This is a genomic window from Nesterenkonia aurantiaca, assembly GCF_004364585.1.
Taxonomy (GTDB): domain Bacteria; phylum Actinomycetota; class Actinomycetes; order Actinomycetales; family Micrococcaceae; genus Nesterenkonia; species Nesterenkonia aurantiaca.
The window spans coordinates 149,248-173,893 of record NZ_SOAN01000004.1 but is presented as its reverse complement, the minus strand read 5'-3'; the positions used below and the strand labels follow the sequence as shown (position 1 = coordinate 173,893).

The window sequence follows — 24,646 nt, the reverse complement described above, 5'->3', positions numbered from 1 at the left end:
TGCGGGGTGGTGCGGGGCCATGTCCGTGCCAGCCGATACCGTGGGGGCATGCGCTGGCTCCACACATCGGACTTCCACCTCGGTCGAGGCTTCCATGGACACTCCCTGCGCACCGAACAGGAGCAGATGCTCGAGACGGTCTGCGCCGCGGTGACCGAGCACCAGGTCGATGTGGTGCTGATCGCCGGAGACGTCTATGACCGCGCGCTTCCCCCCGAATGGGCCGTCGCCGCCCTGGAAGAGACGCTGCAGCGGCTGACCGAGAGCGGGACCCAGGTGATCATCACGCCGGGCAACCACGATTCCGCCCAGCGGCTGGGATTCGGACGCGCCCTGATGCGCGGTTCAGGCGTGCACATCCGCAGCTCCCTGAGCGACTCATGGTCCCCGGTGGAGGTCCGCGAGCCCGATGGCGGCAGGACGCTGGTCTATGGCATCCCCTACCTGGAGCCGCAGCTCTTCGCGCCCAGCCTAGGGCTGGACCGCGGACACCATACCGGGGTCACCGCAGAGGTGATCGAGCGCATCTGGGCGGACGTGGCTCGGCGTCGGCAGGCCGCCGGCGAGCCGACAGCGTCTGAGGTCTCGGAGCACACCACAGAGAAGCCCGGGGTGAGTCCCGGCGCGGAGCTGAAGGTGGTGCTCATGGCGCACCTCTTCGCCGCCGCTGGGGCAGCCTCGGACTCCGAGCGCAATATCGGCGTGGACGCCGCGGCCGGAGATCAGCCCACGCACCACCAGGACAGCATCGGCGGGCTGTCCGTGGTGCCCCTTGAGCTCTTCAACGGCTTCGACTACGTCGCGCTGGGCCACCTGCATGGGCGTCAGCGGCTCTCCGAGACCGTACGCTACAGCGGATCCCCGCTGCGGCTCTCCTTCTCTGAGACCCGACAGGCCAAGGGAGCCTGGCTCTGGGACTCGAGTTCGGGAGAGCAGGCCCAGCCGCTGGACTGGAACATCGGGCGGCCCCTGGCGCAGCTGGAGGCGACGCTCGAGGAGCTGCTGAGCCCGGACACGGTGGCGGCGCACGAGGAGTCCTATGTGCAGGTCAGACTTACCGATCCGGTCCGCCCGGCACGCGCCTTCCAGCAGCTCCAGGAGGTCTACCCGTACATGTCCTCGTTCTCGCACACCGGACGCCAGGACGCCCCACACCGGACCTACTCGGCGAAGGTGGAGCAGGCACGCACCGACACCGAGGTCATCGACGGATTCTTGGAACACGTGCGCGGCGGACGCGGACCCAGCCTTGAGGAGTCTCACCTGATCTCGGGGACTCTGCAGGCGGTGCGGCCATGAAGCTGCACCAGCTCACCCTGCACGCCTTCGGCCCCTTTCCCGGCACCGAGATCATCGATTTCGACCGGCTCGGCGCCGACGGGCTGTTCCTGCTGCGCGGACGCACCGGTGCCGGCAAGACCTCGATACTTGACGCGGTGACCTTCGCGCTCTACGGAGACGTCCCGGGTCAGCGAGACAAGACCCAGCTCAAGAGCACCCACGCGCCCGCCGAGAGCGAGCCCCATGTGCAGCTGGAATTCACCCAGGGCGGGCGGCGCTGCCGCGTCTGGCGCTCACCGCACCACGGCCGCCCCCAGAAGCGCGACCCGAGCCGCCAGCGCGAGGTCGGGCAGCGCGTCGTCGTCGAATTTCTCCAGGACGGAGCCTGGCAGCCCTACACCTCCGGCATCCAGGCGGCCAATGATGAGATGCAGCGCATGCTCGGACTGGACCTGCACCAGTTCACCAAGGTGATCCTGCTGCCCCAGGGGGCCTTTGCGCACTTCCTGCACGCCAGCAGCAAGGATAAGCAGGACCTCCTCGAGCGTCTCTTCGACACGGATCGGTTCACCCTGGTGGAGAAACACCTGCGTGAACTGGCCCGGGAGGCCGAGCAGCAGCTCCAAGCCAGCGACACCAGGATCGCGATGCACCGGGAGAACCTGATCCAGGCCGCGGTGGCGATGCTCCCAGCCCCCGCGGACGCCGAACCGGGCGGCCCTGCGCCGGAGGCTCTCGCAACGGGCGGACCTGCGCCGGAAGCTCCCGAAACGGGCGACCCTGCGCCGGAAGCTCCCGAAACGGGCGACCCTGCGCCGGATGCTCTCGCAATGGACGGCACTGCGCCGGAAGTCGCTCCGCCGTCGACACCCGAGGCGCCAGTGGCCGTCCCGGAGCAGCCAGGGCTCCGGGAGGCAGAGCTTGCAGAGCTCAGCCCGGCGGAGCTGAGTCCCCGCGTGGCTCGGGCCATCGAGACCCGGCACGCCCAGCTGCAGCGCAGCGCAGCGGCGGCCGACGCGGCGGCTCAGCAGGCTTCCACCGCGTTGGAGGAGCTGCGAGCCCGCGAAGAGACCCTGAGTCGGTTCGCCGACCATGCCGAACGGCGTGCGGCCCACGAGGCGCAGCGCGAGCACATCTCGATGCTGCGCGCACAGCTGGATCGGCACGAGTCGGCTGCGCAGATCCAGACCTGGTTCGATGCCGCCGAGGAGGCCGCACAGGAGCACCGGACCGCGGGCGCGACCGCCTCGACGACGACCCAGGAGGCCGAATCGAGCCTGGGCGGGTTCGCAGCCCTGCAACCCGAGGAGGTCACGCCCCGCGCCCTGTTCGCTGAAGACCAGGAACCAGCGGCCGCGGTGGTCCTTGCGGCCATCGAGGAGCTGATCGCGCTGCGCGCCAGGCTCTCCGGGGCCGACGCCGAGAAGCTCGAGACCCGACTCACCCAGCTGCGTGAGGCTCAGACACAGACCCTGCAGCAGCAGGAGCAGGCAGAGGCCGAGGCCGAGGCCCTGTCCGGGGAGCAGGAGCGCCTCCGCGCCGCGCACCAGGCTCTGCAGACTGCGCTCGAGGATCCAGAGGAGTTAGAGGCCGCCAGGGATGTGGCCCGCGCTCACGCCGACCTGCTCGCGATCCGCGCGCAGACCCAGCGCACCCGGGATGCGCTTCAAGACCGCTGCGCGTCCTGGCGGGAACGCCAGGCCGAGCGCGAACGCGCTCATGACCAGGTGCAGGACCAGCATCGAGCGCGGCTGCAGAGCTACCTGCGCAGCATCGCCCTGCAGCTTGCCGGCGAGCTCGAGGACGGGGCACCCTGCTTGGTATGCGGCTCCACCGAACATCCCGACCCTGCCGGTGACCAGGACCCGTCCATCACCCGGGAAGAGGTGGAACACACCCAGCTTCAGCTGCAGAACGCCCGGGATGAGCTCCGCGAAGCCCAGATCGAGCTCCGCAGCCTCAACGCACAGCGCGACGCGGTGCTGGTGGAGCTCGCGGACTCCGCTGAGATCCCGATCGAGCGCACCGAGGAGGAGCTGGCACAGGCTCGCGAGGCGCTCACCCTCGCGGAGCAGCGCAGATCGGAGCAGCGCAAGCTGCGAGAACGCCTGGACGCCAGCGTCGCCGAACGGCGGCGCGGCGACGCCCGGCACACGGAGGCGCAGCACCAGGCGCAGCAGGCCCAGGCGACGCTGAAGCACCAGCGGACCCAGATCGCTGAACTCGAGGCGGCGCTGGCCGGACTCCGCGGACGCTACGATTCGCTGCGTCTGCGCCGCGAGGCGCTCGAGCGGGTGTTGGAGGAGCTGCGAACCTCGCAGCGGCAGATCGAAGCGGCCGACGTTCTGCGGTCCCACCGGGATCGTGCCCAGCGCAGCGCCGCCGCCGAACTGGAGGCCTCGGTGTTCACTGACCGGGCCCATCTGCAGGGCGCCCAGCTGGCCCAGGAGGTCCGGGACAGTCAGCACCAGAGCCTCCAGCGCTGGGACGAGCTGCAGCGGCAGCTCGACTACGAGTCCGAGCAGGAGGTCATCCGGGCTGGCAGGCGTCGGCGTGACGAGGGTCAGACCCGGCCGGAAGCTGCGGAGCTCGACACCGCAGCCGAGGACAGCCTCGCCGCAGCGCAGGCCGCAGCGGACGCGGCGGCGGCGGTGCTGCGCTTCGACACGCAGCGTGAAGCTGTGGAGGACATGAGCGCCAAGCTTCTGGGCGCGCTGCGGCATCGTGACGCGGCACTGGGAGAACAGCGCATGAGAAGCGAGCTGGCCGCAACCATCAATGGTGCAGGTCCCGAGAACTCCTTGAAGATGACGCTCACCACCTACGTCCTGGCAGCGCGCCTCGAACGCGTCGCCGAGGCGGCCTCCCGACACCTGGCCACGATGTCTGAAGACCGGTACCAGCTGCAGCACAGCGACGAGGCGGGCGGTCGTGGGCTGCGCGGACTGGAGCTGAAGGTCCACGACGACCACAGCGACGTCGAACGGCCCACCTCCTCGCTCTCGGGCGGCGAGACCTTCATGGCCTCGCTCTCGATGGCGCTGGGCCTCGCCGAGGTGGTCCAGGCCGAGTCAGGCGGAATCGGTATGGAGTCCCTGTTCATCGATGAGGGGTTCGGCTCGCTGGATGAGGACACGCTGGAACATGTGATGGCCGCCCTGCACCGGCTCCAGGGCGAGGGCCGCAGGGTGGGGCTGGTCAGCCATGTCACCGAGATGCACCGAGCAATCCCGACCCAGCTGCGCATCCACCGCCACCGCGCCGGGTCCACCACCGAGATGGTCATCCCGTGAGCGGCCGGTCCGGGCTGAGCACGACGGTCTCTCTGGCTGCCCGGATGCCCGGGCCGTTGCTGCCGGTGGGCGTCATGATCGCCGCCGCCGCCAGCACCGGGTCGATGTTCACCACTGCTACGCTCACCGCCTCAGCGCTGGTCGGCCTCTCGATCTCCGCGCCCGCCGCCGTGGCGAGCGCCGAGCGATTCGGTGTGCGCAACGTTCTGCTGAGCAGCGCCATCGCCCATGTGCTGATGCTGGTGCTCATGATCAGCAGCGTGGAGCGACTCACCCAGGCAGATACGCTCACCTCCGACGCGACCATCTACACGTTGCTGCTGGTCTGCGCGCTCCTGGCTGGTCTGAGCACGCCAGCCGTGGCCAGCTTCAGCCGCGCCGGCAGCTCGGTTCGGCCTGCGGGACCTCTGGTGGGGGCCCTGCTGCGCAGGGAGGCCAGGCTCGACGACGCGGCCCTGATCACCGCGCCAGTGATGCTGGTCCTGCTCAGCTTCAGCTTCGGGCCCACCGTGGGCCTGCTCAGCTCAGCGGTTCTCACCGCGATCGCGGTGCCGATCTATGCCGTGGACCGGGAGCATCCGCTCGAGTCGCCCAGCGACTCCGCACGGCTGCCCCTGGGAGGAGCGGAACATGCCCAGCAACAGCTTCTGGAACACCACGGACTGGGCGCCGAGCAGCCCAGGAACGTCATCTCCTGGGCCACAGGGATCAGCGCGGCGATCCTTCTGGCGGCGGCGGTGGGCCTTGTCCTGGGTGCGCTCTGGATCACGGCGTTGGATGCCGCGCAGACCCTCCAGCGCTCCAGCTGGTTCGCGGTGACACTTGGGCTCATGGCGACCGCCGGAGTTCTCTGCGCCCGATGGAACCCCTCGAGCTTCACCGCGCCGCTGACCCTGCGCAGACGGCGGCTGCATGTCATCGTGCTGCTGGCCTCCAGCCTGATCCTGCTGCTGTTGGCGATGGGGCTTCCCCAGGGCCTGGCCTCGCTGGTGGTGCTCAGCGTGATCGTCGTGTTCCAGGCGGCCGTGCTGGGGCGGCTGGTACTGGGACTCTATGCCGGTCTGGCCGTCGGAGTGCCGGCTGTTCGGTTGCCCACCGCGCTCACCGCCGTCGCCGGGGGAGTGCTGCTGGGGGCAGCGTTGGGCCTCACCCTGGCAGGGATCGCCTCCGATGAGATCGGCGGAGGCGCTTCGGGCGCGGTCGCCGTGGCGGGAAGCGCACTGGCCGTCGGCGTGGTGTTCTCCGACCGGCTCTGGGGCAGCCCCGGTTCCAGCGCCGGATCCCGCTCCAGCCCCCGGCCGGGCGTCGGGATCAGACCCAGATCCCAGGCGGATCAGCCGGACACACAGGGTCCGCGAGAGTGAAGCCTGGGCTCAGCCGGTCTGCAGGAAGCTGACCACGGCCGCCTTATAGTCGCGTGAGGTCACCGCATTGATGTGGTCACGCTCGGGGATCTGTACGAACGCCGCAACTGCGCCTCGGGCGGTCACCAGCGGGACCAGGGAGGCGGCCTCGGCGGCGATCTCATCCTGCGAGCCGGCCACCACCAGAGTGGGAACCGGGGGCACCGAGGAGGCAGGGTCGTAGGGGTCCGCCGAGAGGCTGAGCAGCAGCTCCACGGTGTGCGGCACATTGGCACCGGGCAGGGCTCCCGCCAGGGTCACCAGGTTGCGCGTCAGGTCATCCACCGGTCGCACGCCCTCCTGCACCCAGAGCCGGGCCTGTTTGGCCTTCAGCGCGCCGAGGCGATCATCGGTGGGGGAGCCACCCATGACCAGGTGCGTGACCATCTCCGGGTGGGCCGCGCTGAACTCCCAGGCCAGCCGAGAGCCCAGCGAGTACCCGTGCACGGCGACCGTCTCGTGCCCCTGCTGGAGCAGGTGCGAGCTGAGATCAGCGAGGATGTCCCGGACCCGGACCTCCACCGGGTTGAGGTCCTGGGAAGCACCGTGCCCGGGCAGGTCCACGGCGATGATGCTGCGCCCGGTCCTCGCCAGCGGGTCGAGCCAACCAGTCTTCACCCAGTTGAACAGCGTGCTGCTGGCAAAGCCGTGGATCAGCAGCACCGGTGGCCCGGTGGGGTCCTGATGGGTCCAGGTGTGCAGCGTCAACCCTGCTGGGGTCCGCACAGACTCCGGGGCCGGAAACTCAAGACGCGCCACGGATCAGGGCTGCAGCTGCAAGGTCGCGACGGTCTCTGCAGTGATCTCGGAGAGCAGTCCCGGCTCCTCGTTGAGCGCCCGCCCGAAGGAGGGGACCATCTGTTCCAGCTTCGGCCGCCACCGGTCCATCTGCGCACCGAAGCACCGCTCGAGCAGGGAGAACATGATCGACGGCGCCGTGGAGGCACCGGGGGAGGCCCCGAGCAGCCCGGCGATGGAGCCGTCCCGGGCGGAGATCAGCTCGGTGCCGAACTGCAGCACGCCCTTGCCCTTCTCGTTCTTCTTCATCACCTGCACCCGCTGACCGGCGGTGATCATCTCCCAGGCCTCCGAGCCGGCGCTGGGGAAGAAGGCATGCAGCTCTTCGAACTTCGAGCTCGAGGACTTGGTGACCTCCTTGACCAGATAGGTCACCAGATCGGTGTTGTCCTTGCCCACCTGCAACATGGGCAGCAGGTTGTGTGGGCGGACCGAGAGCGGCAGGTCCATGAAGGAGCCGCTCTTGAGGAAGTTGGTGGAGAACCCTGCGTAGGGCCCGAACATCAGCGTGCGTCGGCCTTCGACAAAGCGGGTGTCCAGGTGCGGCACCGACATCGGCGGCGCACCGACCGAGGCCAGGCCGTAGACCTTGGCGTGGTGCTGTGCGGCGACGGCGGGGTCGGTGCTGCGCAGGAACTTGCCCGAGACCGGGAAGCCTCCGAAGCCTTTGATCTCGTCGATGCCTGCCCCCTGGAGCAGTCCCAGCGCTCCACCGCCGGCGCCGACGAAGACGAAGCGGGCACTGGCCACGCTGCGGTCTCCGGTGGCCTTGTCCTTGACCTTGATGTCCCACCGGCCGTCCACCCCGCGCTTGACCGACTGGACCTCATGGCCGTAGCGCAGATCCGCGCCGCTGCTGTCCAGATGGGTCGCCAGCTGGCGGGTGAGCGAACCGAAGTCCACATCGGTGCCTGTGTCGAACTTCGACGCGGCGATCCGCTGAGCAGGATCGCGTCCCTCGATCAGCAGCGGGGCCCATTCGGCGATCTCCGCGTGGTCCTCGGTGTGCACGATGTCGGAGAAGAGCGGCTGGGCCTTCATCGCCTCATAGCGGTCCTTGAGGTACTGCGCGTTCTTATCGCCCCAGACGAAGCTGATGTGCGGCAGGCCGTTGATGAAGGTGCGCGGCGAGCCGATCGTTCCCTCTTTGACCCAGTGCGAGTACAGCTGCTTGGAGACGGTGAACTGCTCGTTGATGCCTTGGGCCTTCGCGGTGGAGACCTTGCCGTCGGCTCCGCGGGGGGTGTAGTTGAGCTCGCACAGCGCGGCGTGGCCGGTGCCGGCGTTGTTCCAGGGATCGGAGGACTCCTGGCCCGCCTGGTCCAGGGCTTCGAACAGTCCGATGGACCAGTTCGGCTCCAGCTCCTTGAGCATGGCACCGAGAGTGGTGGACATGATCCCGGCGCCGATGAGCACGACGTCGAACTTCTGCCCTTCGCTGGACTGCTGAGCGCTGGTCGACGATGACTTGGCCACAGAATTCTCCTTAAGTGTTCCCCCTGATGAGACCCGGGGGTGGTACGCGTTGTCCTTGAATCGACTCTACCCGCGCGCGCGCGAGCCCGGGAAATCCAGCACGGCCCGGGGAAGGGACCTAGTCGCTCGGCGTGATGTCCTTGAAGAGCTCGTGCAGCACCGGGGAGATCGGATAGTCAGCCACGCCCCGGCCCAGCGCCACTCCGGAGATCGGATGTACCAGCGGAAGCGCGGGAAGGTCCTCGGCGACCAGGTCTGCAATCTCCCGGTATATGTCATTGCGTGACTGCTCATCATCCTCGCTGCGCGCGTCCCGGATCAGTCCACGGACCTCTGCGGAGTCGTAGTTGAACTCAGGCGTGCGGTGCGAGAACAGCGGTCCGAAGAACGAGTGCGGCGACCGGTACCCGCCGTTGCGGCCCAACAGGTGCATCGCCCGATCATCGTCGCCGAGCAGCGCATCCACGTACCCGTCGTCCCAGGACACCGGTCGGGGCGTGATGTTGAACCCGACCGCCGTGAGGTCCCGCGCGATCGAGGCGAACACCGCCTCCGGGCGCGGGAAGTAACTGCGGGTGGCGTTCATCGGATAGTAGAGGCGCAGCGGTTCACCGTCGTAGCCGGTCTCAGCCAGCAGCTCGCGCGCCTCCTCGACGTTGTAGCCGTACCGGGTGGCCTGTTCCGAGTGCACGCCCAGCGCCGCGGGGGTGAACTGGTAGGCCGGCCGACTGCCTTCCAGGAAATACGACTCGACCAGGGTGCTGAGACTGATGGCGCGCGCCGCAGCCTCACGCACGTCCAGATCTCCCATCACCGGGTGGTCCAGGTTGAAGCCGAGATAGAGGACTGAGAAGGGATCACGCTGCAGGATCAGCCGGCCGGACTGCACCAGCGAACGCAGATTGTCCGCGGTGATGTAGTCATAGACATCGATCTCGCCGCGCTGCAGCTCCCGCAGCCGATCGAAGGAACGGGGGAGCGTCCGCACGGTCACTCGCTCTGCCGGGGGTTCCCCGTCCCAATAGTCTTGGAACGCCACGAGCACCGCCTCGTCCTGGCCCACGCTGAGCACCCGGTAGGCGCCGGTGCCTCGGGGTCGCCGGGAGAGGAGCTCGGGGTCGTTTCCGGATAACACCTCCGCGGAGGCGATCCCGAAGGCGGGCATCGCCAGCGCCTGCGGCAGGAAGACCAGCGGCTCGGAGAGCACGAGCTCCACGGTGAACTCGTCGGCGGCTTCCACCGATTCCAATAAGCAGTCGTCGTCGTCGAAGAATCCGCCGAAGACCGACTCGAAGGCCAGCGTGGTCCGAGCCGGAGCGCCGGAGCCCAGCAGCTCGTTCATCCGGCCCCAGCGCTGAAAGTTCGCGACCACCACCTCGGCGGTCAAGTCGCTGCCGTCATGGAAGAGCACGTCTTCGCGCAGCGTGAAGGTATAGGTCAGCCCGTCACGGCTGACATCCCAGTCCGTGGCCAGCAGCGGGGCGGTGGCACCGGTCTCGCCGTCGATCCCGACCAGGGTCTCGAAGACCTGCCGGCAGACCCGCTCGGTCTCGGTGTCCACCGACAGCGCCGGGTCCATCGACATCACAGAAGAGACCGCAGAGAGCACGACGCTGCCCGATCGTGCCTGATCGGGGCTCTCGGTGGCCCGGGCGGGCACGGGGGAGCCGGGTGTGGATCCGGAAGCGGGCCATTGCAGCGCGCCGGCGGAGCCCGCCAGTCCCAGCGCACCGAGAAAGCGACGGCGCTGCATGGGTGATGGCATCTCGCGTCCTTTCGATCGGCGCAGGACCTGCGGGCTGCTCCTTGGTCGCCGTTCAGACTACCCGAGCCCCTTCCGTGTAGCCCATCTGTGCGCCATGATCGAGCTATGCCAAGGATCCTGGTGATCGGCTCTTCCGGCGCGCTGGGTCAGCAGATCTGCACCGCGCTGCTGACTCAGCGCGAGGTGACGCTGATCAGGGGAGTGCGGTCCCAGGGCGAACCGGGCTCGCGACGAGTCGATGTCCGCGAGGAGATGAGCATCCGTGCTTCGGCCGCAGCGGCGGACCTGGTGGTGGTGGCGGTGCCGCAGGATCAGCCTCGAGTCCAGCGGGTCTGTGCCGCGTTGGGGATTCCCTGCATCGATGTCTCCCACGAAGGCGCGCTGCTGCGCGCCACCCAGCGGGAGCTTGGTGGATCTCCGGTGCCGCTGGTCATGATGTGTGGGGTCTATCCCGGGCTCAGCGGCATTCTGGCGGCCGACCTTGTTTCGACCTTCGATGAGGTCTCTGAGATCCATCTGGGACTGCTCCAGAGCACCAATGCGCTGGTCGGGCCGGTCGGGGTGCGCGACATGCTCAGCAAGATCTCGCAGCCGGTCCCGACCAGGAAGGGCCTGACTCCGGGGTTCAGGCTTCGGCGCAGGATGAGATTCGGTGAGCGGCCGGTCCCGGTGCGGCTGATGCGCTGCGATGAGCGGGAGGTCCTGCTGCAGCGGTTCCGGGCTGGCGAGGTCCGCTACTACACGGGGTGGTCGGACCTCCGGTTCACCTCGATGATCGCCGCGCTGCGCAGGTCGGGTCTGCTGCGGCTGATCACGAGGAGCGGGGTGAGAATCACCCCACGGCATGATCCCTCTGTCCCGGAGACGATCTGGCTCAGCGTGGAGGCGAGCGGACGGCGCGGCGGGGAGCCGGTGACCCGGAGCGTGGGGATACAGGCCTTCAGTGACTATGGAAGCACGGCGCTGCTCGTGGCCGCAGTGGCGAAGAAGCTGCGCAGTGCGCCCGGTCCGCAAGGCGTGCTGGTGCCGCTGGACTTCTTCACCGCCGAGGACCTGCAACGCGTGATCGACGAGGCGGGTCAGACCCAGCATGGGCCCAGGCTCGCGTGGTGCGGGCGGGGGGACTTGAACCCCCACGTCTAAGACACTGGAACCTAAATCCAGCGCGTCTACCAATTCCGCCACGCCCGCAGCTGCCGCTGGCGAAGTACCTGGACTCCTCGCCGCGACGCCTCAGTCTACAGGAGCCTCAGCCCTGAGCCCGGGCCGGCGAGGCCGCGGGGAAAGGGCCAGTGCCCGGGACCGGCGACGAATCAGCTCAGATTCCGGACTGAGGACTCACGGCCTGATTCAGGCGGCGAGCTTCTCGCGCAGACGCGCGACATGGCCGGTGGCCTTCACGTTGTACTGGGCCAGCGCAACCTTGCCGTCCTCGTCGAGCACGATGGTGGAACGGATCAGTCCCTCGACGACGCGGCCGTAGTTCTTCTTCTCGCCCCAGGCGCCGTAGGACTCCGCCACGGAGTGATCCTCGTCTGAGAGCAGCGGGAAGCTCAGGGACTGCTCCTGCGTGAACTTCGCCAGAGCAGACACCGGATCCGGTGAGATGCCGAGGACCGTGTAGCCCGAGGCGGCCAGAGAGTCCAGCGAGTCGCGGAAGTCACAGGCCTGAGTGGTGCACCCTGGTGTCGAGGCCTTGGGGTAGAAGTAAAGGATGACCCGCTGCCCGCGCAGCTGGTCCAGACTCACCGAATCCCCGCCGGCGGCCGGCAGGTTGAAGTCGGGAGCGGTGTCGCCGGTCTCAAGTCGAATGCTCATCGAAGGTCCTTTCAACGGTATGGCTGATGCGCCAGAACCAGCCTATCCGTAGAATAGATCGACCCAGCCCCCGCGAGAGTCGAGGCACCCATGGTCATCCTCACCGAGCGCAGCCAGCCGGAGCAGCTGCTGGTCGATGCCCTGCGTGCAAGCTTCGACGCCTCGGTGATGAACTTCGGGTCCTACAACATCCTCTGCACGGTGGACCGGCTGGGGGCCCCGGCCGACACCGGCGCCGCCCGCGCCTGGGGCGGGTCGCTGCTGCTCGTGGGCTACCGCCGAGAACCCATCGAGATCGTGCTCTGCCCGGTGGATCTCGATGACGCGCTCAGCCGGGTCGAGACCCTGCGCAGGGGGGAAGAACCGGGCCCTGCCGCGGCGGCGATTCCCACACTGGTGAACCTCACGAACCTTGCCGGGATGGCGTCACAGGACAACGTCGTCGAGGTGACCCTCTCTACCGGCAGACGGACGAAGCTGGACCTCCATTCGCAGGTGCGCTTCGACCAGTTCCCCGAGACCGCGCTGCACCAGGGCCGGGACGTGGCGGACTTCTACGAATTCATCGACTACTTCATGGACGTGGTCGAGCGGATGAACGCCGCCTGAGCAACGCTTCCCGCGGGCGACCTGCGGGAGGCGGACAGGCTCCGGAGGGGTGCTCCCGTCGCTGCGGCACCGCATGAACCCGCGGCAGCACGCCACGAGCCCGCGGCGGCGGGCCACAATGAGACCGGGCGAGGGCACGAAAAAGGCCGCCGGTGCACGATGAATTCGTGATCCGGCGGCCTGATTCTGGCCACAGCGCCTGCCCTCTAAAAGTGGGCCCCTCGGGACTTGAACCCGAAACCTGCAGATTAAGAGTCTGATGCTCTACCAATTGAGCTAGAGGCCCTTAATGACAAGCGCTGTACTGCCTTTCGCTGCTCTGCATCTCAGCAGGGCAACGACATAGAACTCTAGCACCAGGTCTGCGGGTGCGCCAATTGAGAATGGGTGACCGTGCTCTCACCGGACCGGATCGCCTCTGTCCGGCGTGAGTGCCCTATTCGAGGGCTCACCTGGGCACATGGCGCAGGATTCGTCGCCTCGGGGGAGGACACGGTACTGTGGACCGGTCCGCCTGAAGTCCTCACGGAGGCCCGCCGATCCAATGCGGCGCGGCCGCACGGCAGGGCGGACAGTCAATCGGGGTGTAGCTCAGCTTGGTAGAGCGCGCGCTTTGGGAGCGTGAGGCCGCAGGTTCAAATCCTGTCACCCCGACAGCAGACGATTCACCAGTCATCGATCAGGAGCCCCACACGTGGTCAAGAGCACCGTAGAGAATCTGAACCCGACCCGCGTCAAGCTCACCGTCGAGGTGACTTCCGAGGAGCTGGCGCCAAAGATCAAGGCGGCGTACAAGAGCATCGCCGAGCAGGTCCAGGTCCCCGGCTTCCGCAAGGGCAAGGTGCCGGCTCCGATCATCGATCAGCGCGTCGGACGCGAGTACGTGATGCAGCAGGCCATCAATGATGGTCTCAACGACTTCTACCAGCAGGGCCTGGCCGAGGCCGAGCTCGCCCCGCTGTCCCGTCCTGAGGTGGAGATCGAAGAGATCCCCGACGTCAAGACCAACGAAGGCGTGCTCAAGTTCACCGGTGAGCTGGACATCAAGCCTGTCATCGAGCTGCCGGAGTACTCCGGCCTCGAGATCGAGGTTGAGTCCCGCTCGGCAGACGAAGCAGCAGTCCAAGAGCAGCTGGATGAGCTCCGCGCCCGCTTCGGCACGCTCAAAGACGTCGAGCGCCCCGCCGCCAACGACGACTTCGTGACCATCGACCTGATCGCCACCGTCGGGGAGGAAGAGGTCGACACCGCTTCGGGCCTCTCCTACCAGGTCGGCGCAGGCACCATGCTCGAGGGCATCGACGAGGCCCTCGAGGGCCTTTCGGCCGGCGAGGACGCCACCTTCGAGACCACTCTGGCCGGCGGCGATCACTCCGGTGAGACCGCCTCGGTCAAGGTCACCCTGCAATCCGTGAAGGAGCGCGAGCTGCCCGAGGCCGACGACGAGTTCGCTCAGCTCGCCTCGGAGTTCGACACCATCGAGGAGCTTCGCGCCGACCTGACGTCCAAGGCCGAGGAGAACCTCGTCGTGGAGCAGGGCGTGGAAGCACGCGACAAGGTGCTCGAGAAGCTGATGGAGCTCATCGATGTCCCCGTGCCCGAGTCCGTGGTAACCGAGCAGGTCGAGCAGCACTTCGCCTCGCAGGGCCACGAGGTCGGTGACGATCACGACACCAAGGAGCACCGCGAGGAGCTTTCCAAGCAGACCGCCGAGGCCTTCCGCAACGAGCTCGTCCTCGACGAGATCGCGCAGAAGGAAGAGATCGGCGTCGAGCAGAGCGAAGTCATCGAATACATCGTCTCCACCGCCTCGCAGTACGGCATGGAGCCGAACCAGTTCGCGCAGATGCTTGACCAGGCCGGCCAGGTCCCCATGATCATGGGCGAGGTTCGCCGTCGCAAGGCCCTGGCCAAGGTGCTCGAGCTCGCCGTCGTCAAGGACACCGAGGGCAACCTCGTGGACCTGACCGACTTCGTCACCCCCGCCGGAGATGAGGACGAGGCTGAGGCTGTTGAGGCTGAGGCCACTGAGTCTGAGACCACTGAAGCTGAGGCTTCCGAGGAGACCAAGCAGGGCTGATTCAGCCTGCAGCAACAGAAGGGCCCCACTTCACACGTGAAGTGGGGCCCTTCTGTGCATCCAGGCGTTCTCTGCTGGTAGAAACCGTGTGCCAACAGCGAACAGTCCCGGGTCAGGGGCTCACCTGGAGCAGGGGAACCAGTAATGTTCTTGCCGAGGGCACTGCAAGTGCCGACCCCAGATTTACCCACCAGTGGAGGATGAGTCCATGACCCAGAGCCTGCCGAGCATGTCCAGCGTGGACCCCGCGTCCCGCGACGACTACATCTACAACCGTCTGCTCAAAGAACGGATCATCTGGCTCGGTTCAGAGGTCCGCGACGACAACGCCAACGCCATCTGCTCACAGCTGCTCCTGCTCTCGGCTGAAGACACCGAGAAGGACATCTACCTCTACATCAACTCCCCGGGCGGATCCGTCACCGCGGGCATGGCGATCTACGACACGATGAAGTTCATCCCGAACGACATCGTCACCGTCGCCACCGGCCTCGCCGCCTCGATGGGACAGTTCCTGCTCTCTTCGGGCACCCCGGGCAAGCGCTTCGCCACCCCGCATGCGCGCATCCTGATGCACCAGCCCTCGGGCGGCATCGGAGGCACCGAGTCTGACGTCCGGATCCAGGCGCAGCTGATCCAGCACATGAAGCAGGTCATGGCGGAGCTCACCGCCGAGCAGACCGGCCAGAGCCTCGAGACGATCCTGCGGGACAACGCCCGTGACAAGTGGTTCACCGCTGAGGACGGCCTCGAGTATGGCTTCTTCGACAAGATCGCTCAGCGGTCTTCCACCGTCTCCGGAGGCGGGGGAGTCTGATCCCTGACGGGACCAGATCGCCTTCAGCCCACGATTCGCACCAGGACCACAGGAGCACATCTGACATGAACCCACTTGATCCTTCGGCACAGGGCCTCCCCTCGGCTCAGCCCAGCGGCCCCGGCATGCCGGATTCGCGCTACATCCTTCCCTCCTTCGAGGAGCGGACGCCCTATGGCTTCAAGCGCCAGGACCCGTATGCGAAGCTCTTCGAGGATCGCATCGTCTTCCTGGGCAGCCAGGTCGACGACGCCTCGGCCGATGACATCATGGCGCAGCTGCTCGTGCTCGAGTCGATGGACTCCGAGCGCGACATCACGCTCTACATCAACTCCCCGGGCGGCTCGTTCACCGCGATGACCGCCATCTACGACACGATGCAGTTCGTCCGGCCGCACATCCAGACGGTCTGCCTGGGTCAGGCAGCCTCCGCCGCAGCGGTGCTTCTGGCCGCAGGCACGCCCGGCAAGCGCCTGGCGCTGCCGAACGCACGCGTGCTGATCCACCAGCCTGCCGTGGGGGGCACCCGCGGCACCGCCACGGATCTGCAGATCCAGGCCGATGAGGTGCGCCGCATCCGCACGTGGATGGAAGACGTGCTGGGAGATCTCACCAAGAAGTCCCCGGACGAGATCGCCGAGGACATCGACCGTGACAAGTTCCTCTCCGCCGCCGGAGCCAAGGACTATGGCCTGGTGGACGAGGTGCTGGCCTCACGCAAGCTTCCGCTCTGAGGCACATGAGCTGAAGATCTCGACCCGTTCGGGGACGTTCCTTCGGGACGTCCCCGAACGTGTCAGTGCCCTGGAGTACGCTAGAGCCGAAAAGCACAACAGTTCTTAAGGGGATTCAACGTCCATGGCACGCATCGGTGAGAGTGCAGATCTGCTCAAGTGCTCGTTCTGCGGCAAGAGCCAGAAGCAGGTCCGCTATAAGCTGATCGCCGGGCCCGGCGTATACATCTGCGACGAGTGCATCGAACTCTGCAACGAGATCATCGAGGAGTACCTCAATGAGGTGCAGGAGCCCGATGACTTCGAGCTGCCCAAACCCCGCGAGATCTACGATTTCCTCGACGAGTATGTGATCGGGCAGGACAAGGCCAAGCGCACGCTCTCTGTCGCGGTGCACAACCACTACAAGCGCATCCAGGCCACCGGTTCGGCGAAGAAGACCACCTCCTTGGAGAAGGGTCCGCTGGACGACGTCGAGATCGGCAAGTCCAACATTATGATGGTGGGCCCGACCGGCTCCGGCAAGACCTACCTCGCGCAGTCCCTGGCTCGGAAGCTCCAGGTTCCCTTCATCGTGGCCGACGCGACCAGCCTCACCGAGGCCGGCTACGTCGGTGAAGACGTGGAGAACATCCTGCTGAAGCTGATCCAGGCCGCCGACGGGGACGTCAAGAAGGCCGAGCAGGGCATCATCTACATCGACGAGATCGATAAGATCTCGCGCAAGTCGGAGAACCCCTCGATCACGCGCGACGTCTCCGGCGAGGGAGTTCAGCAGGCGCTGCTGAAGATCCTCGAAGGGACCGTGGCCTCGGTGGCTCCGCAGGGCGGGCGCAAGCACCCCCAGCAGGAGTTCATCCAGATCGACACCTCCAACATCCTGTTCATCGTCGCAGGGGCCTTCGCCGGGCTCGAGGAGCTCATCGAGTCCCGTGCCGGGCGCAAGGGCATCGGCTTCGGCGCCCCGCTGTCCACGATCACCAAGACCGAGGCCAGCTACGCCGACGTCGAACCGGAGGACCTGCACAAATTCGGACTGATCCCTGAACTGATCGGCCGGCTCCCGGTGATCGCCACCGTCGAACAGCTCGACGCCGCCGCGCTCACCGACATCCTCACCAAGCCCCGCAACGCGCTCGTGAAGCAGTACCAGAAGATCTTCTCCATCGACGGGATCGAGCTCGAGTTCACTCCCGAGGCACTCGGCGCCGTGGTGGAGCAGGCGGAGCTGCGCGGCACCGGTGCCCGCGGTCTGCGCTCCATCCTGGAGAACGTGCTGGGGCCGGTGATGTTTGAGCTGCCCTCCCGCGATGACGTCGCCACGGTGACCATCACCGCGGCGGTCGTCCGTGAGGGTGCCGAGGCGGAACTGGTCACCCTGTCCGAAGCCAAGAAGTTCCGCAAGAAGTCCGCCTGACCTGCCTTTTTCACCCTTTTCGGAGCCTGTCTATTTGCTGGACAGGAGCTGGGGTGTAGGCTCGATCACACGTCGTGGCCTAGGCCACATCAAGTGATCGGGCCACCGCGCCGGGTGACGAGAGGTGGAAGATTCATGGGTCAATCCCAAGGTTCCCCGCGCAGGGGACGGACGGTTCGAGCAGCCGGCACCGCACTCGCGGCAGCCATCCTGCTGAGCGGCTGCTCCGACAGTGAGGACGTCCCCGTCCTCACCTGGTACATCAACCCGGACGACGGCGGACAGGCCACGCTGGCGCAGCTCTGCACCGAGGAGGCTGAGGGCGCCTACACGATCCAGACTTCGCTGTTGCCCGCCGACGCACCCTCCCAGCGCGAGCAGCTGGCCCGGCGTCTTGCGGCCAACGACTCCTCGCTGGACATCATGTCCCTGGACCCGCCGTTCATCCCGGAGCTCGCTGAGCCCGGGTTCCTGGCCCCGGTCCCGGAGGACGTCGCAGAACGCACCACCGAAGACACCCTCGAGGGTGCCCTCGCCGGGGCGATGTGGAACGACGAACTGGTCACCGTCCCGTTCTGGGCCAACACCCAGCTGCTCTGGTACCGCGAATCCGTGGTGGAGGAAGCCGGACTCGACATGGACGAGCCGGTCACCTGGGACCAGGTCATCGAGACCGCGCTCGAGCAGGACAAGCTGCTCGGCGTCCAGGGGATCCGAGCCGAGTCCATGACCGTCTGGCTCAACGCGCTCGTAGAGTCCCAGGGCGAGTCGATCCTGGCCAACCCCGAGGCGCCTGCCGCAGACCTGCAGACCAACCTCGACACCGAACCCGGGTCGCGGGCCGCCGAGATCATCGGCATGATCGGCTCCGAGGGCTTGGCTGGCCCCGGTGTTGCGTCCATGGACGAGAACCAGTCGATGCTGCTGTTCCAGCGAGATCAGGGGTCCTTCATGGTCAACTGGCCCTTCGTCTGGGCCGCGACCAACGCCGCCGCCGAGGAGGGCGCCGTCGAGTCCGAGCTCGTCGATGACATCGGCTGGGCGCAGTACCCCCGGGTCGACGAGGACACCGCCTCGGCACCCCCGCTGGGCGGCATCAACCTCGCCGTGGGCGCCGACTCCGAGAACCAGGAGCTCGCCTTCGAGGCCATCGAGTGCATCGTGGCCCCGGAGAACCAGACCGAGTACTTCATCACCAACGGCAACCCTCCCTCCTCGGAGGCCGCCTACGAGGATCCGGCCCTCGAGGACGACTTCCCGATGGCCGATGCCATCCGAGAGGCGCTGGAGAACGCAGCACCGAGGCCTCAGACTCCCTTCTACAACGAGATCTCCACCGCGATCCAGCAGGAGTTCACACCCATCTCGGGGGTCAATGCAGAACAGACTCCCACACAGACCGATGCCTTCATCGTCGAAGTGCTCAGAGGGGAGCGTCTCCTGTGACAACCGCACCTGAAACCTCGCGGCGGCAGAAGCGCGAAGCCGCCGCGTCTCATGGCAGGACTGCCGACCGTAAGAACGGCAGCGGGAAGAAGCGGACCAACCGCGCGAAGTCTGAGGCCCGCCTGGGCTGGCTGATCGCCGGTCCTGCCTTCTTCATCATGCTCGCGGTCACCGCGTACCCGATCGCCCAGGCGATCTACGACTCGCTGTTCTCCTTCCGGCTCACCTCGCCGGATGACCGCTCCTTCGTGTTCCTGCAGAACTACATGACGATCCTCTCCGACACCGGAGTCTTCTGGTCTGCCCTGGGAGTCACGGTGCTGGTCACCGTGGTCACCGTGGCTGTGGAGCTGGTCCTCGGGTTCGGACTGGCGCTGGTGATGCATAAGGCTCTGTTGCGGATCCGTGGGGCGCTGCGCACCGCGATCCTGGTGCCCTACGGCATCATCACCGTGGTCTCCGCCTTCGCCTGGTACTACATGTTCGACATCAACTCCGGCTTCGTGAACAGCTGGTTCGGCTGGGTGCCCGGGATCGACAGCGACCTCGACTGGTTCGCGAACTTCGGCACCGCGATCACGGTGATCATGGCTTCGGAGATCTGGAAGACCACACCGTTCATCGCCCTGCTGCTCCTTGCCGGCCTCGCGCAGGTCCCCGATGAGCTGGTCGAGGCCTCCAAGGTCGACGGTGCCAGCTGGCGGCAGCAGATGACCCGGGTCATCCTTCCCAACATGAAGGCCGCCATCATGGTCGCGGTGCTCTTCCGCGCACTCGACGCCTTCCGAATATTCGACAACGTCTTCATCATGACCAACGGCGCAGCCGGCACCGAGGTGCTCTCGCTGCTGGCCTATCGGACCTCGATCGGGCGGCTCGAGATCGGACTCGGCTCCGCCGTCTCGGTGATCTTGTTCGCCTGCGTCCTGCTGATCTGCGTCATCGCGATCAAGTTCTTCAAGGTCGATCTCGCCAGCGGGACCGATGCAAAGGGAGGTAAGTAGAGATGGCCTCCAACGGCAAGCTCACCGGCAAGCAGAGGCTCGGATGGACGGCGCTCACCATCGTCGTCATGGGATACGCGCTCTTCCCCGTGGCCGCGATCCTGGCCACCAGCTTCAAGACCCAGGCCGACCTCGGCAATGCCAGCTTCCTGCCAAGCAGCCTGACCTGGGAAAACTACGAGATGATCCTCTTCGGGGATGCCCAGGGTCTGTTCCTCACCGCCTTCCGCAACTCGATCGGCATCACGCTGATCGCCACGTTCATCGCGGTGGTGCTGGCCACGCTGTGCGCCTACGCCATCGCGCGGCTGAACTTCCCGGGCAAGAAGATCATCCTGGGCACCGCCTTGGCGGTGTCGATCTTCCCGGTGATCTCCGTGGTGACCCCGCTGTTCAACCTGTGGCGCAACATCGGGCTCTACGACACCTGGCTCGGTCTGATCATCCCGTATCTGTCACTGACCCTGCCGATCTCGATCTGGACCCTGGCGGCGTTCTTCCGGCAGATCCCCTGGGACCTCGAGCAGGCCGCGCAGGTGGACGGCGCCACCCAATGGCAGGCCTTCCGCCGGGCCATCGTGCCGCTGGCCATGCCGGGCGTGTTCACCACCGCGATCATCGCTTTCTTCATCGCCTGGAACGACTTCGTCTACGGGATATCCCTGACCTCCACCGAGGCCGCCAGACCGGTGCCCGCGGCGCTGGCCTTCTTCACCGGTTCCTCGCAGTTCGAGGAACCCACCGGCGCGATCTCCGCGGCCGCCATCATCGTGACCATCCCCGTCGTCGTTCTGGTGCTGCTGTTCCAGCGCCAGATCGTCTCCGGACTGACCCAGGGCGCCGTCAAGGGCTGAGTAGATAAGGACTCCACTGCAATGTCATCCATCACGCTTCAGAATCTCGTCAAGAAATACGACGACGGCTTCCCCGCCGTCAATGACATCTCCATCGACATCGAGGACGGCGAGTTCATCATCCTGGTGGGACCCTCCGGCTGCGGAAAGTCCACGCTGCTGCGCATGATCGTGGGCCTGGAAGACATCACCGAGGGTGACCTGCTCATCGGCGGGGAGCGCGTGAACGAGAAGGCCCCGCGCGAACGTAACCTCGCCATGGTGTTCCAGAGCTACGCGCTCTACCCGCACCTGACCGTCTACGAGAACATCGCGTTCCCGATGCGGCTGACCAAGGGGAAGTTCACCAAGGAAGAGATCGATGAGAAGGTCCGCCACGCGGCGACCATGCTCGAGCTCACCGAACACCTGGAGCGCAAGCCGGCGAACCTCTCCGGCGGTCAGCGGCAGCGCGTGGCCATGGGCCGCGCCATCGTCCGCGAGGCAGACGCTTTCCTCTTCGATGAGCCGCTCTCGAACCTCGACGCCAAGCTGCGCGGTCAGATGCGCGCCGAGATCGCCAGGCTCCAGCGCGAGCTCAACACCACCAGCGTCTACGTCACCCACGATCAGACCGAGGCGATGACCCTGGGGGACCGGGTAGCAGTGCTGAAGAAGGGCCTGCTCCAGCAGATCGCCTCTCCGCGAGAGCTCTATGAGCAGCCCGCGAACCTCTTCGTCGCCGGATTCATCGGCTCACCGTCGATGAACTTCCTGCCCGGCACCGTGGAGGGCAACATCTTCTCCACGCCGCTGGGCAAGATCGAGATCCCGGACCGCGCGGCCAAGGCCGGCGCAGGCCGTGACATCGTGCTGGCGGGGATCCGTCCAGAGTTCTTCGACGACGCCTCTCAGCTCAGCGAGGCGCAGCTCTCCAAGGGCACGACCTTCACCGCGGAGATCAGCCACAGCGAGTGGATGGGCAACGAGCAGTACGCCTATGTCTCCTACGAGACCGACGAGCGGGTCCAGGAGACGCTGCGCAACCTCGCCGAGGAGATGGACGCCGATGAGCTGCGCACCCAGCTCGTGGTCGAGGTCGATGCCACCTCGCGCTTCCGCAGCGGGGACACCGCCGAGCTCTGGCTCGACACCCGCAGAATGCACCTCTTCGACCCGGGCACCGGTGAGAACCTCACCCGGGATGAGGAAGCTGGCGCGGAGCTCACCCGTGAGGCCCGCGAGGACCGCAAGCGCGATGCCGAGCGGTTCGTCGCCAAGCAGTCCTGACCGGGGCGGGTTCGTTCGCCGCTGACCTGCACGGTCACACCCCCCGGCGAGCCCGGGATGCTAAGTTATTTACAAGACAGACCTGACGCTCAGCAGGGCAGGCCGCCGCGGGGCGACCGTCTGGCTGAGCAGTCAACACCAGGCCGAAGAGTTGGAGCGCCACCATGAGCACCGTCCCCGAAGAGTTCAAGTACAGTGCCGAGCACGAGTGGATCGGGACCACCGAGGATTCACTCGTGGTGCGCGTGGGCATCACCGACTTCGCCCAGGACGCCCTCGGCGAGGTCGTCTACGTGGAGCATCCTGAGGTCGGTGCGACGGTTGCAGCCGGCGACGTGGTGGGCGAGGTGGAATCCACCAAGTCGGTCTCTGACATCTTCGCCCCGGTCGCGGGGGAGATCGTGTCCGTCAACACGGACCTCGACGAGAATCCCGGAGCGGTGAACTCCGCCCCCTATGCGGCGGGCTGGCTGTTCGAGATCAAGCTCGCAGAATCCGCAGCGGCAGACACTCTGCTCAGTGCCGCGGACTACAAAAACCAAGTAGGCTGAAGGCCGCCAGCAGGCAGCCCGGCGAGAGGAGGCGACGTGGAGAGCACGCGAAATCGTGACAACGGTCAAAGTGCGGCGGAGACGACGAGCATCTCGTTGCCGCCGGCAGAGGCGCACGCAGGGGAGCCTCATCTCTCGGAAGATGACAGGCAGGCCATCGCGGCGCTGCCCAGGAACTCGGCGCTTCTGATCGCCCACAGCGGTGCAAACCAGGGGGCGCGCTTCCTGTTGGACCAAGATCTGACCACCGTCGGCAGGCACCCTGAGGCAGGGATCTTCCTCGATGACGTCACCGTGTCCCGGCGCCACGTCGAACTGACCCGGCAGGGACTGGGCTTCCAGATTCGAGATCTCGGCAGCCTCAACGGCACGTATGTGAATCACGACCGCGTAGACGAGTACGCGTTGAAGCCCGGCGATGAGGTGCAGATCGGCAAGTTCCGGCTGACCTTCTATGCCGGATCCAAGGAATCCGACTGACCGGTGATCCACAATGCCAGGGCGGACCGGAGGGAAACGTTATCCTGAGGATGATTTCGTCTCGCCCCCAAAGCCCGAAAGAGGACATGCAGTGAGTGCTTCAGCAGCGTCGAAGCCGAAACCGGCCGCGACTCCCACCGAGCGCGCCGCCACGCATGTCTTCACCATCTCCGAGGTTCTGCGCGAGCTGCAGAACGAGTTCCCCGACCTCACCGCATCGAAGCTGCGCTTCCTCGAAGAGCGCGATCTCGTGGAACCCGCCCGCACCGCATCGGGCTACCGGAAGTACTGCGCGGCCGACGTCGAGCGACTCCGCTTCATCCTGGCGCTGCAGCGCGACCGGTACATGCCGCTGGATGTCATCAAACAGACCATGGACGCCATCGACTCCGGGGATACCCCGGAGGCGCTGCCGCAGGCGGCCCCAGTGGGTCCCCGCGAAGTCACCGATGAGATGGCCGCCCAGATCACCGGACGAATTCGCCCGATGTCGCGCAAGGAGCTGCGCGCCCACTCCGGCGCCACCCGCGGGATGCTCGACACGCTGGAGAAGTTCCGGATCATCGCGGCCGACGCGGAGGGCAACTACAGCCACCACGATCTCAAGGCCGTCAAAGCGGTCCGGGTCCTGGCGCGCTATGGGCTCGAACCGAAGCATCTGGTCAACATCCGCCGCTCCGCGGACAACGAGCTGGATCTGATCTCACGCGCCATGGCCCCGCATGCTGCCCGCAGGGACACTGCCGCCCGGGCGCGAGTCGCGGAGTCCTCCAAGGAGATGCTCCAGTGCCTCAAAGATCTGCGCGGCTCAATCATGGACACCTCAGTGGAGCAGTTGGACAAGAACTGACCTAGACTTGAACCATGGAGAGCCAGCTTGTGCCGCTGGATGTCGTGGGTGTTCGGATCGAGCTCCCATCGAAACAGCCTGTTGTGGTGCTCCGCGGCGCAGAACCCGGCCTGGACAATCTTCATGTGGCCGTCTTGGTGGGACCAGCTGAGGCCAACGCCATCGCGATGGCCATGGAGAAGAAGATCCCACCCCGCCCGATGACCCACGATCTGCTCGCCGAGGTCATGACTCGGCTCGGCTCGGGAGTGCGCTCGGTGGAGATCGGCATGTTGGACTCATCGACCTACCGAGGGACCATCACCCTGGTCAGCGGCCGCAGCTTCGACGCCCGCGCCTCCGATGCGATCGCCGTGGCGGTGCGGGTGCAGTGTCTGGTCACCATGGAGCGCGAGATGCTCACCCGGGTGGGCATCACACCGCGCACCGCAGCCACGGGACAGCGTCCGATCTCCGAGGACGAGATCAAGGAATTTCGCCGGTTCCTCGACGATGCCGAGCCGGGTGACTTCGAGTGAACCAGGGCCGATGCGAGCTCGTCACTGGTGGAACTTCGCGACACGCCGTAGAGTAAAACTCAAATGTCTTTGACCCTGCGCGGCTGCGGCAATACCGTCAAGGGACAAGGCCTTCGCAGGCGCCTTCCTCGCCGCTCTCGCGGCGCCGGGTAGGGGCTTTCCCAGCGGAGTCCGGCACTTCAG

General features: G+C 66.5%; 21 protein-coding genes and 3 tRNA genes. 18 read left to right on the top strand and 6 right to left on the bottom strand.

The features are described 5' to 3' along the window. Positions 1-48 precede the first annotated feature (48 nt). The 3 genes from EV640_RS06740 to EV640_RS06730 are packed head-to-tail and all read left to right on the top strand — an operon-like array spanning position 49 to position 5,938. Positions 49-1,299 (top strand): exonuclease SbcCD subunit D, encoded by a 1,251-nt coding sequence (locus tag EV640_RS06740; RefSeq protein WP_036476430.1) that lies wholly within the window; start codon positions 49-51, stop codon positions 1,297-1,299. After that, on the top strand, positions 1,296-4,574 hold the full coding sequence (locus EV640_RS06735; protein ID WP_133726130.1) for an AAA family ATPase: 3,279 nt from the start codon (positions 1,296-1,298) through the stop codon (positions 4,572-4,574). Before EV640_RS06740 ends, EV640_RS06735 begins: the two co-directional genes overlap by 4 nt. Further along, positions 4,571-5,938, top strand: a complete 1,368-nt coding sequence (locus EV640_RS06730) for a hypothetical protein (RefSeq protein ID WP_133726129.1) — start codon at positions 4,571-4,573, stop codon at positions 5,936-5,938. The genes EV640_RS06735 and EV640_RS06730 overlap by 4 nt, the downstream gene beginning before the upstream one ends. 9 nt (positions 5,939-5,947) lie before the next feature. Here the strand turns inward: EV640_RS06730 and EV640_RS06725 are convergent, their stop codons facing one another. The 3 genes from EV640_RS06725 to EV640_RS06715 all read right to left on the bottom strand — a co-directional run bounded on the left by EV640_RS06725 (position 5,948) and on the right by EV640_RS06715 (position 10,016). Next, positions 5,948-6,736, bottom strand: a complete 789-nt coding sequence (locus EV640_RS06725) for an alpha/beta fold hydrolase (RefSeq protein ID WP_084479645.1) — start codon at positions 6,734-6,736, stop codon at positions 5,948-5,950. Between the two features lie 3 nt (positions 6,737-6,739). Further along, the gene (locus EV640_RS06720; RefSeq protein WP_036476426.1) at positions 6,740-8,251 is read right to left on the bottom strand and encodes a malate:quinone oxidoreductase; all 1,512 of its coding nucleotides are present in this window, start codon (positions 8,249-8,251) and stop codon (positions 6,740-6,742) included. A gap of 118 nt (positions 8,252-8,369) precedes the next feature. Next, the gene (locus tag EV640_RS06715) at positions 8,370-10,016 is read right to left on the bottom strand and encodes an ABC transporter substrate-binding protein (protein ID WP_084479644.1); all 1,647 of its coding nucleotides are present in this window, start codon (positions 10,014-10,016) and stop codon (positions 8,370-8,372) included. A 120-nt stretch (positions 10,017-10,136) separates the two neighbouring features. Here EV640_RS06715 and EV640_RS06710 point away from each other — a divergent pair, with 120 nt between their 5' ends. Next, complete coding sequence (locus EV640_RS06710; RefSeq protein WP_133726128.1) at positions 10,137-11,159, top strand: saccharopine dehydrogenase family protein; 1,023 nt, start codon at positions 10,137-10,139, stop codon at positions 11,157-11,159. Here EV640_RS06710 and EV640_RS06705 read toward each other — a convergent pair. Both EV640_RS06705 and bcp read right to left on the bottom strand, forming a co-directional pair. Continuing rightward, positions 11,124-11,207, bottom strand: a tRNA-Leu gene (locus EV640_RS06705). The genes EV640_RS06710 and EV640_RS06705 overlap by 36 nt on opposite strands. Before the next feature lie 159 nt (positions 11,208-11,366). Continuing rightward, positions 11,367-11,834, bottom strand: coding sequence for a thioredoxin-dependent thiol peroxidase (gene bcp, locus EV640_RS06700; protein WP_036476424.1), 468 nt, complete (start codon positions 11,832-11,834; stop codon positions 11,367-11,369). A gap of 90 nt (positions 11,835-11,924) precedes the next feature. Here bcp and EV640_RS06695 point away from each other — a divergent pair, with 90 nt between their 5' ends. Continuing rightward, positions 11,925-12,443 (top strand): hypothetical protein, encoded by a 519-nt coding sequence (locus tag EV640_RS06695; protein WP_036476423.1) that lies wholly within the window; start codon positions 11,925-11,927, stop codon positions 12,441-12,443. 213 nt (positions 12,444-12,656) lie between these two features. Here the strand turns inward: EV640_RS06695 and EV640_RS06690 are convergent. Next, positions 12,657-12,729 (bottom strand) — tRNA-Lys (locus EV640_RS06690). 294 nt (positions 12,730-13,023) lie between these two features. Here EV640_RS06690 and EV640_RS06685 point away from each other — a divergent pair. The 13 genes from EV640_RS06685 to EV640_RS06625 all read left to right on the top strand — a co-directional run bounded on the left by EV640_RS06685 (position 13,024) and on the right by EV640_RS06625 (position 24,463). Continuing rightward, positions 13,024-13,097: transfer RNA gene (locus EV640_RS06685), tRNA-Pro, on the top strand. 40 nt (positions 13,098-13,137) lie between these two features. Beyond that, positions 13,138-14,523, top strand: coding sequence for a trigger factor (gene tig / locus EV640_RS06680; RefSeq protein WP_036476422.1), 1,386 nt, complete (start codon positions 13,138-13,140; stop codon positions 14,521-14,523). 208 nt (positions 14,524-14,731) lie between these two features. Further along, the gene (locus EV640_RS06675; protein ID WP_036476421.1) at positions 14,732-15,340 is read left to right on the top strand and encodes an ATP-dependent Clp protease proteolytic subunit; all 609 of its coding nucleotides are present in this window, start codon (positions 14,732-14,734) and stop codon (positions 15,338-15,340) included. 65 nt (positions 15,341-15,405) lie between these two features. Beyond that, on the top strand, positions 15,406-16,074 hold the full coding sequence (locus EV640_RS06670; protein ID WP_036476420.1) for an ATP-dependent Clp protease proteolytic subunit: 669 nt from the start codon (positions 15,406-15,408) through the stop codon (positions 16,072-16,074). Positions 16,075-16,198: 124 nt separating this feature from the next. Further along, the gene (gene clpX / locus EV640_RS06665; protein WP_133726127.1) at positions 16,199-17,491 is read left to right on the top strand and encodes an ATP-dependent Clp protease ATP-binding subunit ClpX; all 1,293 of its coding nucleotides are present in this window, start codon (positions 16,199-16,201) and stop codon (positions 17,489-17,491) included. 135 nt (positions 17,492-17,626) lie between these two features. Beyond that, entirely contained in the window at positions 17,627-18,937 is a 1,311-nt protein-coding gene (locus EV640_RS06660) for an extracellular solute-binding protein (RefSeq protein ID WP_036476419.1), read from the top strand. Beyond that, the gene (locus EV640_RS06655; protein ID WP_051501305.1) at positions 18,934-19,941 is read left to right on the top strand and encodes a carbohydrate ABC transporter permease; all 1,008 of its coding nucleotides are present in this window, start codon (positions 18,934-18,936) and stop codon (positions 19,939-19,941) included. The genes EV640_RS06660 and EV640_RS06655 overlap by 4 nt, the downstream gene beginning before the upstream one ends. A 2-nt stretch (positions 19,942-19,943) precedes the next feature. Next, on the top strand, positions 19,944-20,795 hold the full coding sequence (locus EV640_RS06650; RefSeq protein ID WP_036476418.1) for a carbohydrate ABC transporter permease: 852 nt from the start codon (positions 19,944-19,946) through the stop codon (positions 20,793-20,795). A 21-nt stretch (positions 20,796-20,816) separates the two neighbouring features. Then, the gene (locus tag EV640_RS06645) at positions 20,817-22,064 is read left to right on the top strand and encodes an ABC transporter ATP-binding protein (protein ID WP_036476416.1); all 1,248 of its coding nucleotides are present in this window, start codon (positions 20,817-20,819) and stop codon (positions 22,062-22,064) included. Positions 22,065-22,228: 164 nt separating this feature from the next. Then, positions 22,229-22,615 (top strand): glycine cleavage system protein GcvH, encoded by a 387-nt coding sequence (gene gcvH / locus EV640_RS06640; RefSeq protein WP_036476413.1) that lies wholly within the window; start codon positions 22,229-22,231, stop codon positions 22,613-22,615. Between the two features lie 36 nt (positions 22,616-22,651). Next, positions 22,652-23,095 carry an FHA domain-containing protein gene (locus EV640_RS06635; protein WP_036476411.1) on the top strand — a complete coding sequence of 148 codons (444 nt, stop codon included), beginning with the start codon at positions 22,652-22,654 and terminating at the stop codon, positions 23,093-23,095. A gap of 91 nt (positions 23,096-23,186) precedes the next feature. Then, positions 23,187-23,945 (top strand): transcriptional regulator FtsR, encoded by a 759-nt coding sequence (ftsR, locus tag EV640_RS06630; RefSeq protein WP_036476409.1) that lies wholly within the window; start codon positions 23,187-23,189, stop codon positions 23,943-23,945. Positions 23,946-23,959: 14 nt separating this feature from the next. Further along, entirely contained in the window at positions 23,960-24,463 is a 504-nt protein-coding gene (locus tag EV640_RS06625) for a bifunctional nuclease family protein (protein ID WP_133726126.1), read from the top strand. The last annotated feature ends 183 nt before the right edge of the window (positions 24,464-24,646 follow it).

Excerpts from the sequence above, each read along its gene's own strand:
- EV640_RS06740 (WP_036476430.1), top strand. The coding sequence starts at position 49 with ATGCGCTGGCTCCACACATCGGACTTCCACCTCGGTCGAGGCTTCCAT.
- EV640_RS06735 (WP_133726130.1), top strand. The coding sequence starts at position 1,296 with ATGAAGCTGCACCAGCTCACCCTGCACGCCTTCGGCCCCTTTCCCGGC.
- EV640_RS06715 (WP_084479644.1), bottom strand. The coding sequence starts at position 10,016 with ATGCCATCACCCATGCAGCGCCGTCGCTTTCTCGGTGCGCTGGGACTG.
- bcp (WP_036476424.1), bottom strand. The coding sequence starts at position 11,834 with ATGAGCATTCGACTTGAGACCGGCGACACCGCTCCCGACTTCAACCTG.
- EV640_RS06695 (WP_036476423.1), top strand. The coding sequence starts at position 11,925 with ATGGTCATCCTCACCGAGCGCAGCCAGCCGGAGCAGCTGCTGGTCGAT.
- EV640_RS06675 (WP_036476421.1), top strand. The coding sequence starts at position 14,732 with ATGACCCAGAGCCTGCCGAGCATGTCCAGCGTGGACCCCGCGTCCCGC.
- EV640_RS06670 (WP_036476420.1), top strand. The coding sequence starts at position 15,406 with ATGAACCCACTTGATCCTTCGGCACAGGGCCTCCCCTCGGCTCAGCCC.
- clpX (WP_133726127.1), top strand. The coding sequence starts at position 16,199 with ATGGCACGCATCGGTGAGAGTGCAGATCTGCTCAAGTGCTCGTTCTGC.
- EV640_RS06660 (WP_036476419.1), top strand. The coding sequence starts at position 17,627 with ATGGGTCAATCCCAAGGTTCCCCGCGCAGGGGACGGACGGTTCGAGCA.
- EV640_RS06650 (WP_036476418.1), top strand. The coding sequence starts at position 19,944 with ATGGCCTCCAACGGCAAGCTCACCGGCAAGCAGAGGCTCGGATGGACG.
- EV640_RS06645 (WP_036476416.1), top strand. The coding sequence starts at position 20,817 with ATGTCATCCATCACGCTTCAGAATCTCGTCAAGAAATACGACGACGGC.
- gcvH (WP_036476413.1), top strand. The coding sequence starts at position 22,229 with ATGAGCACCGTCCCCGAAGAGTTCAAGTACAGTGCCGAGCACGAGTGG.
- EV640_RS06625 (WP_133726126.1), top strand. The coding sequence starts at position 23,960 with ATGGAGAGCCAGCTTGTGCCGCTGGATGTCGTGGGTGTTCGGATCGAG.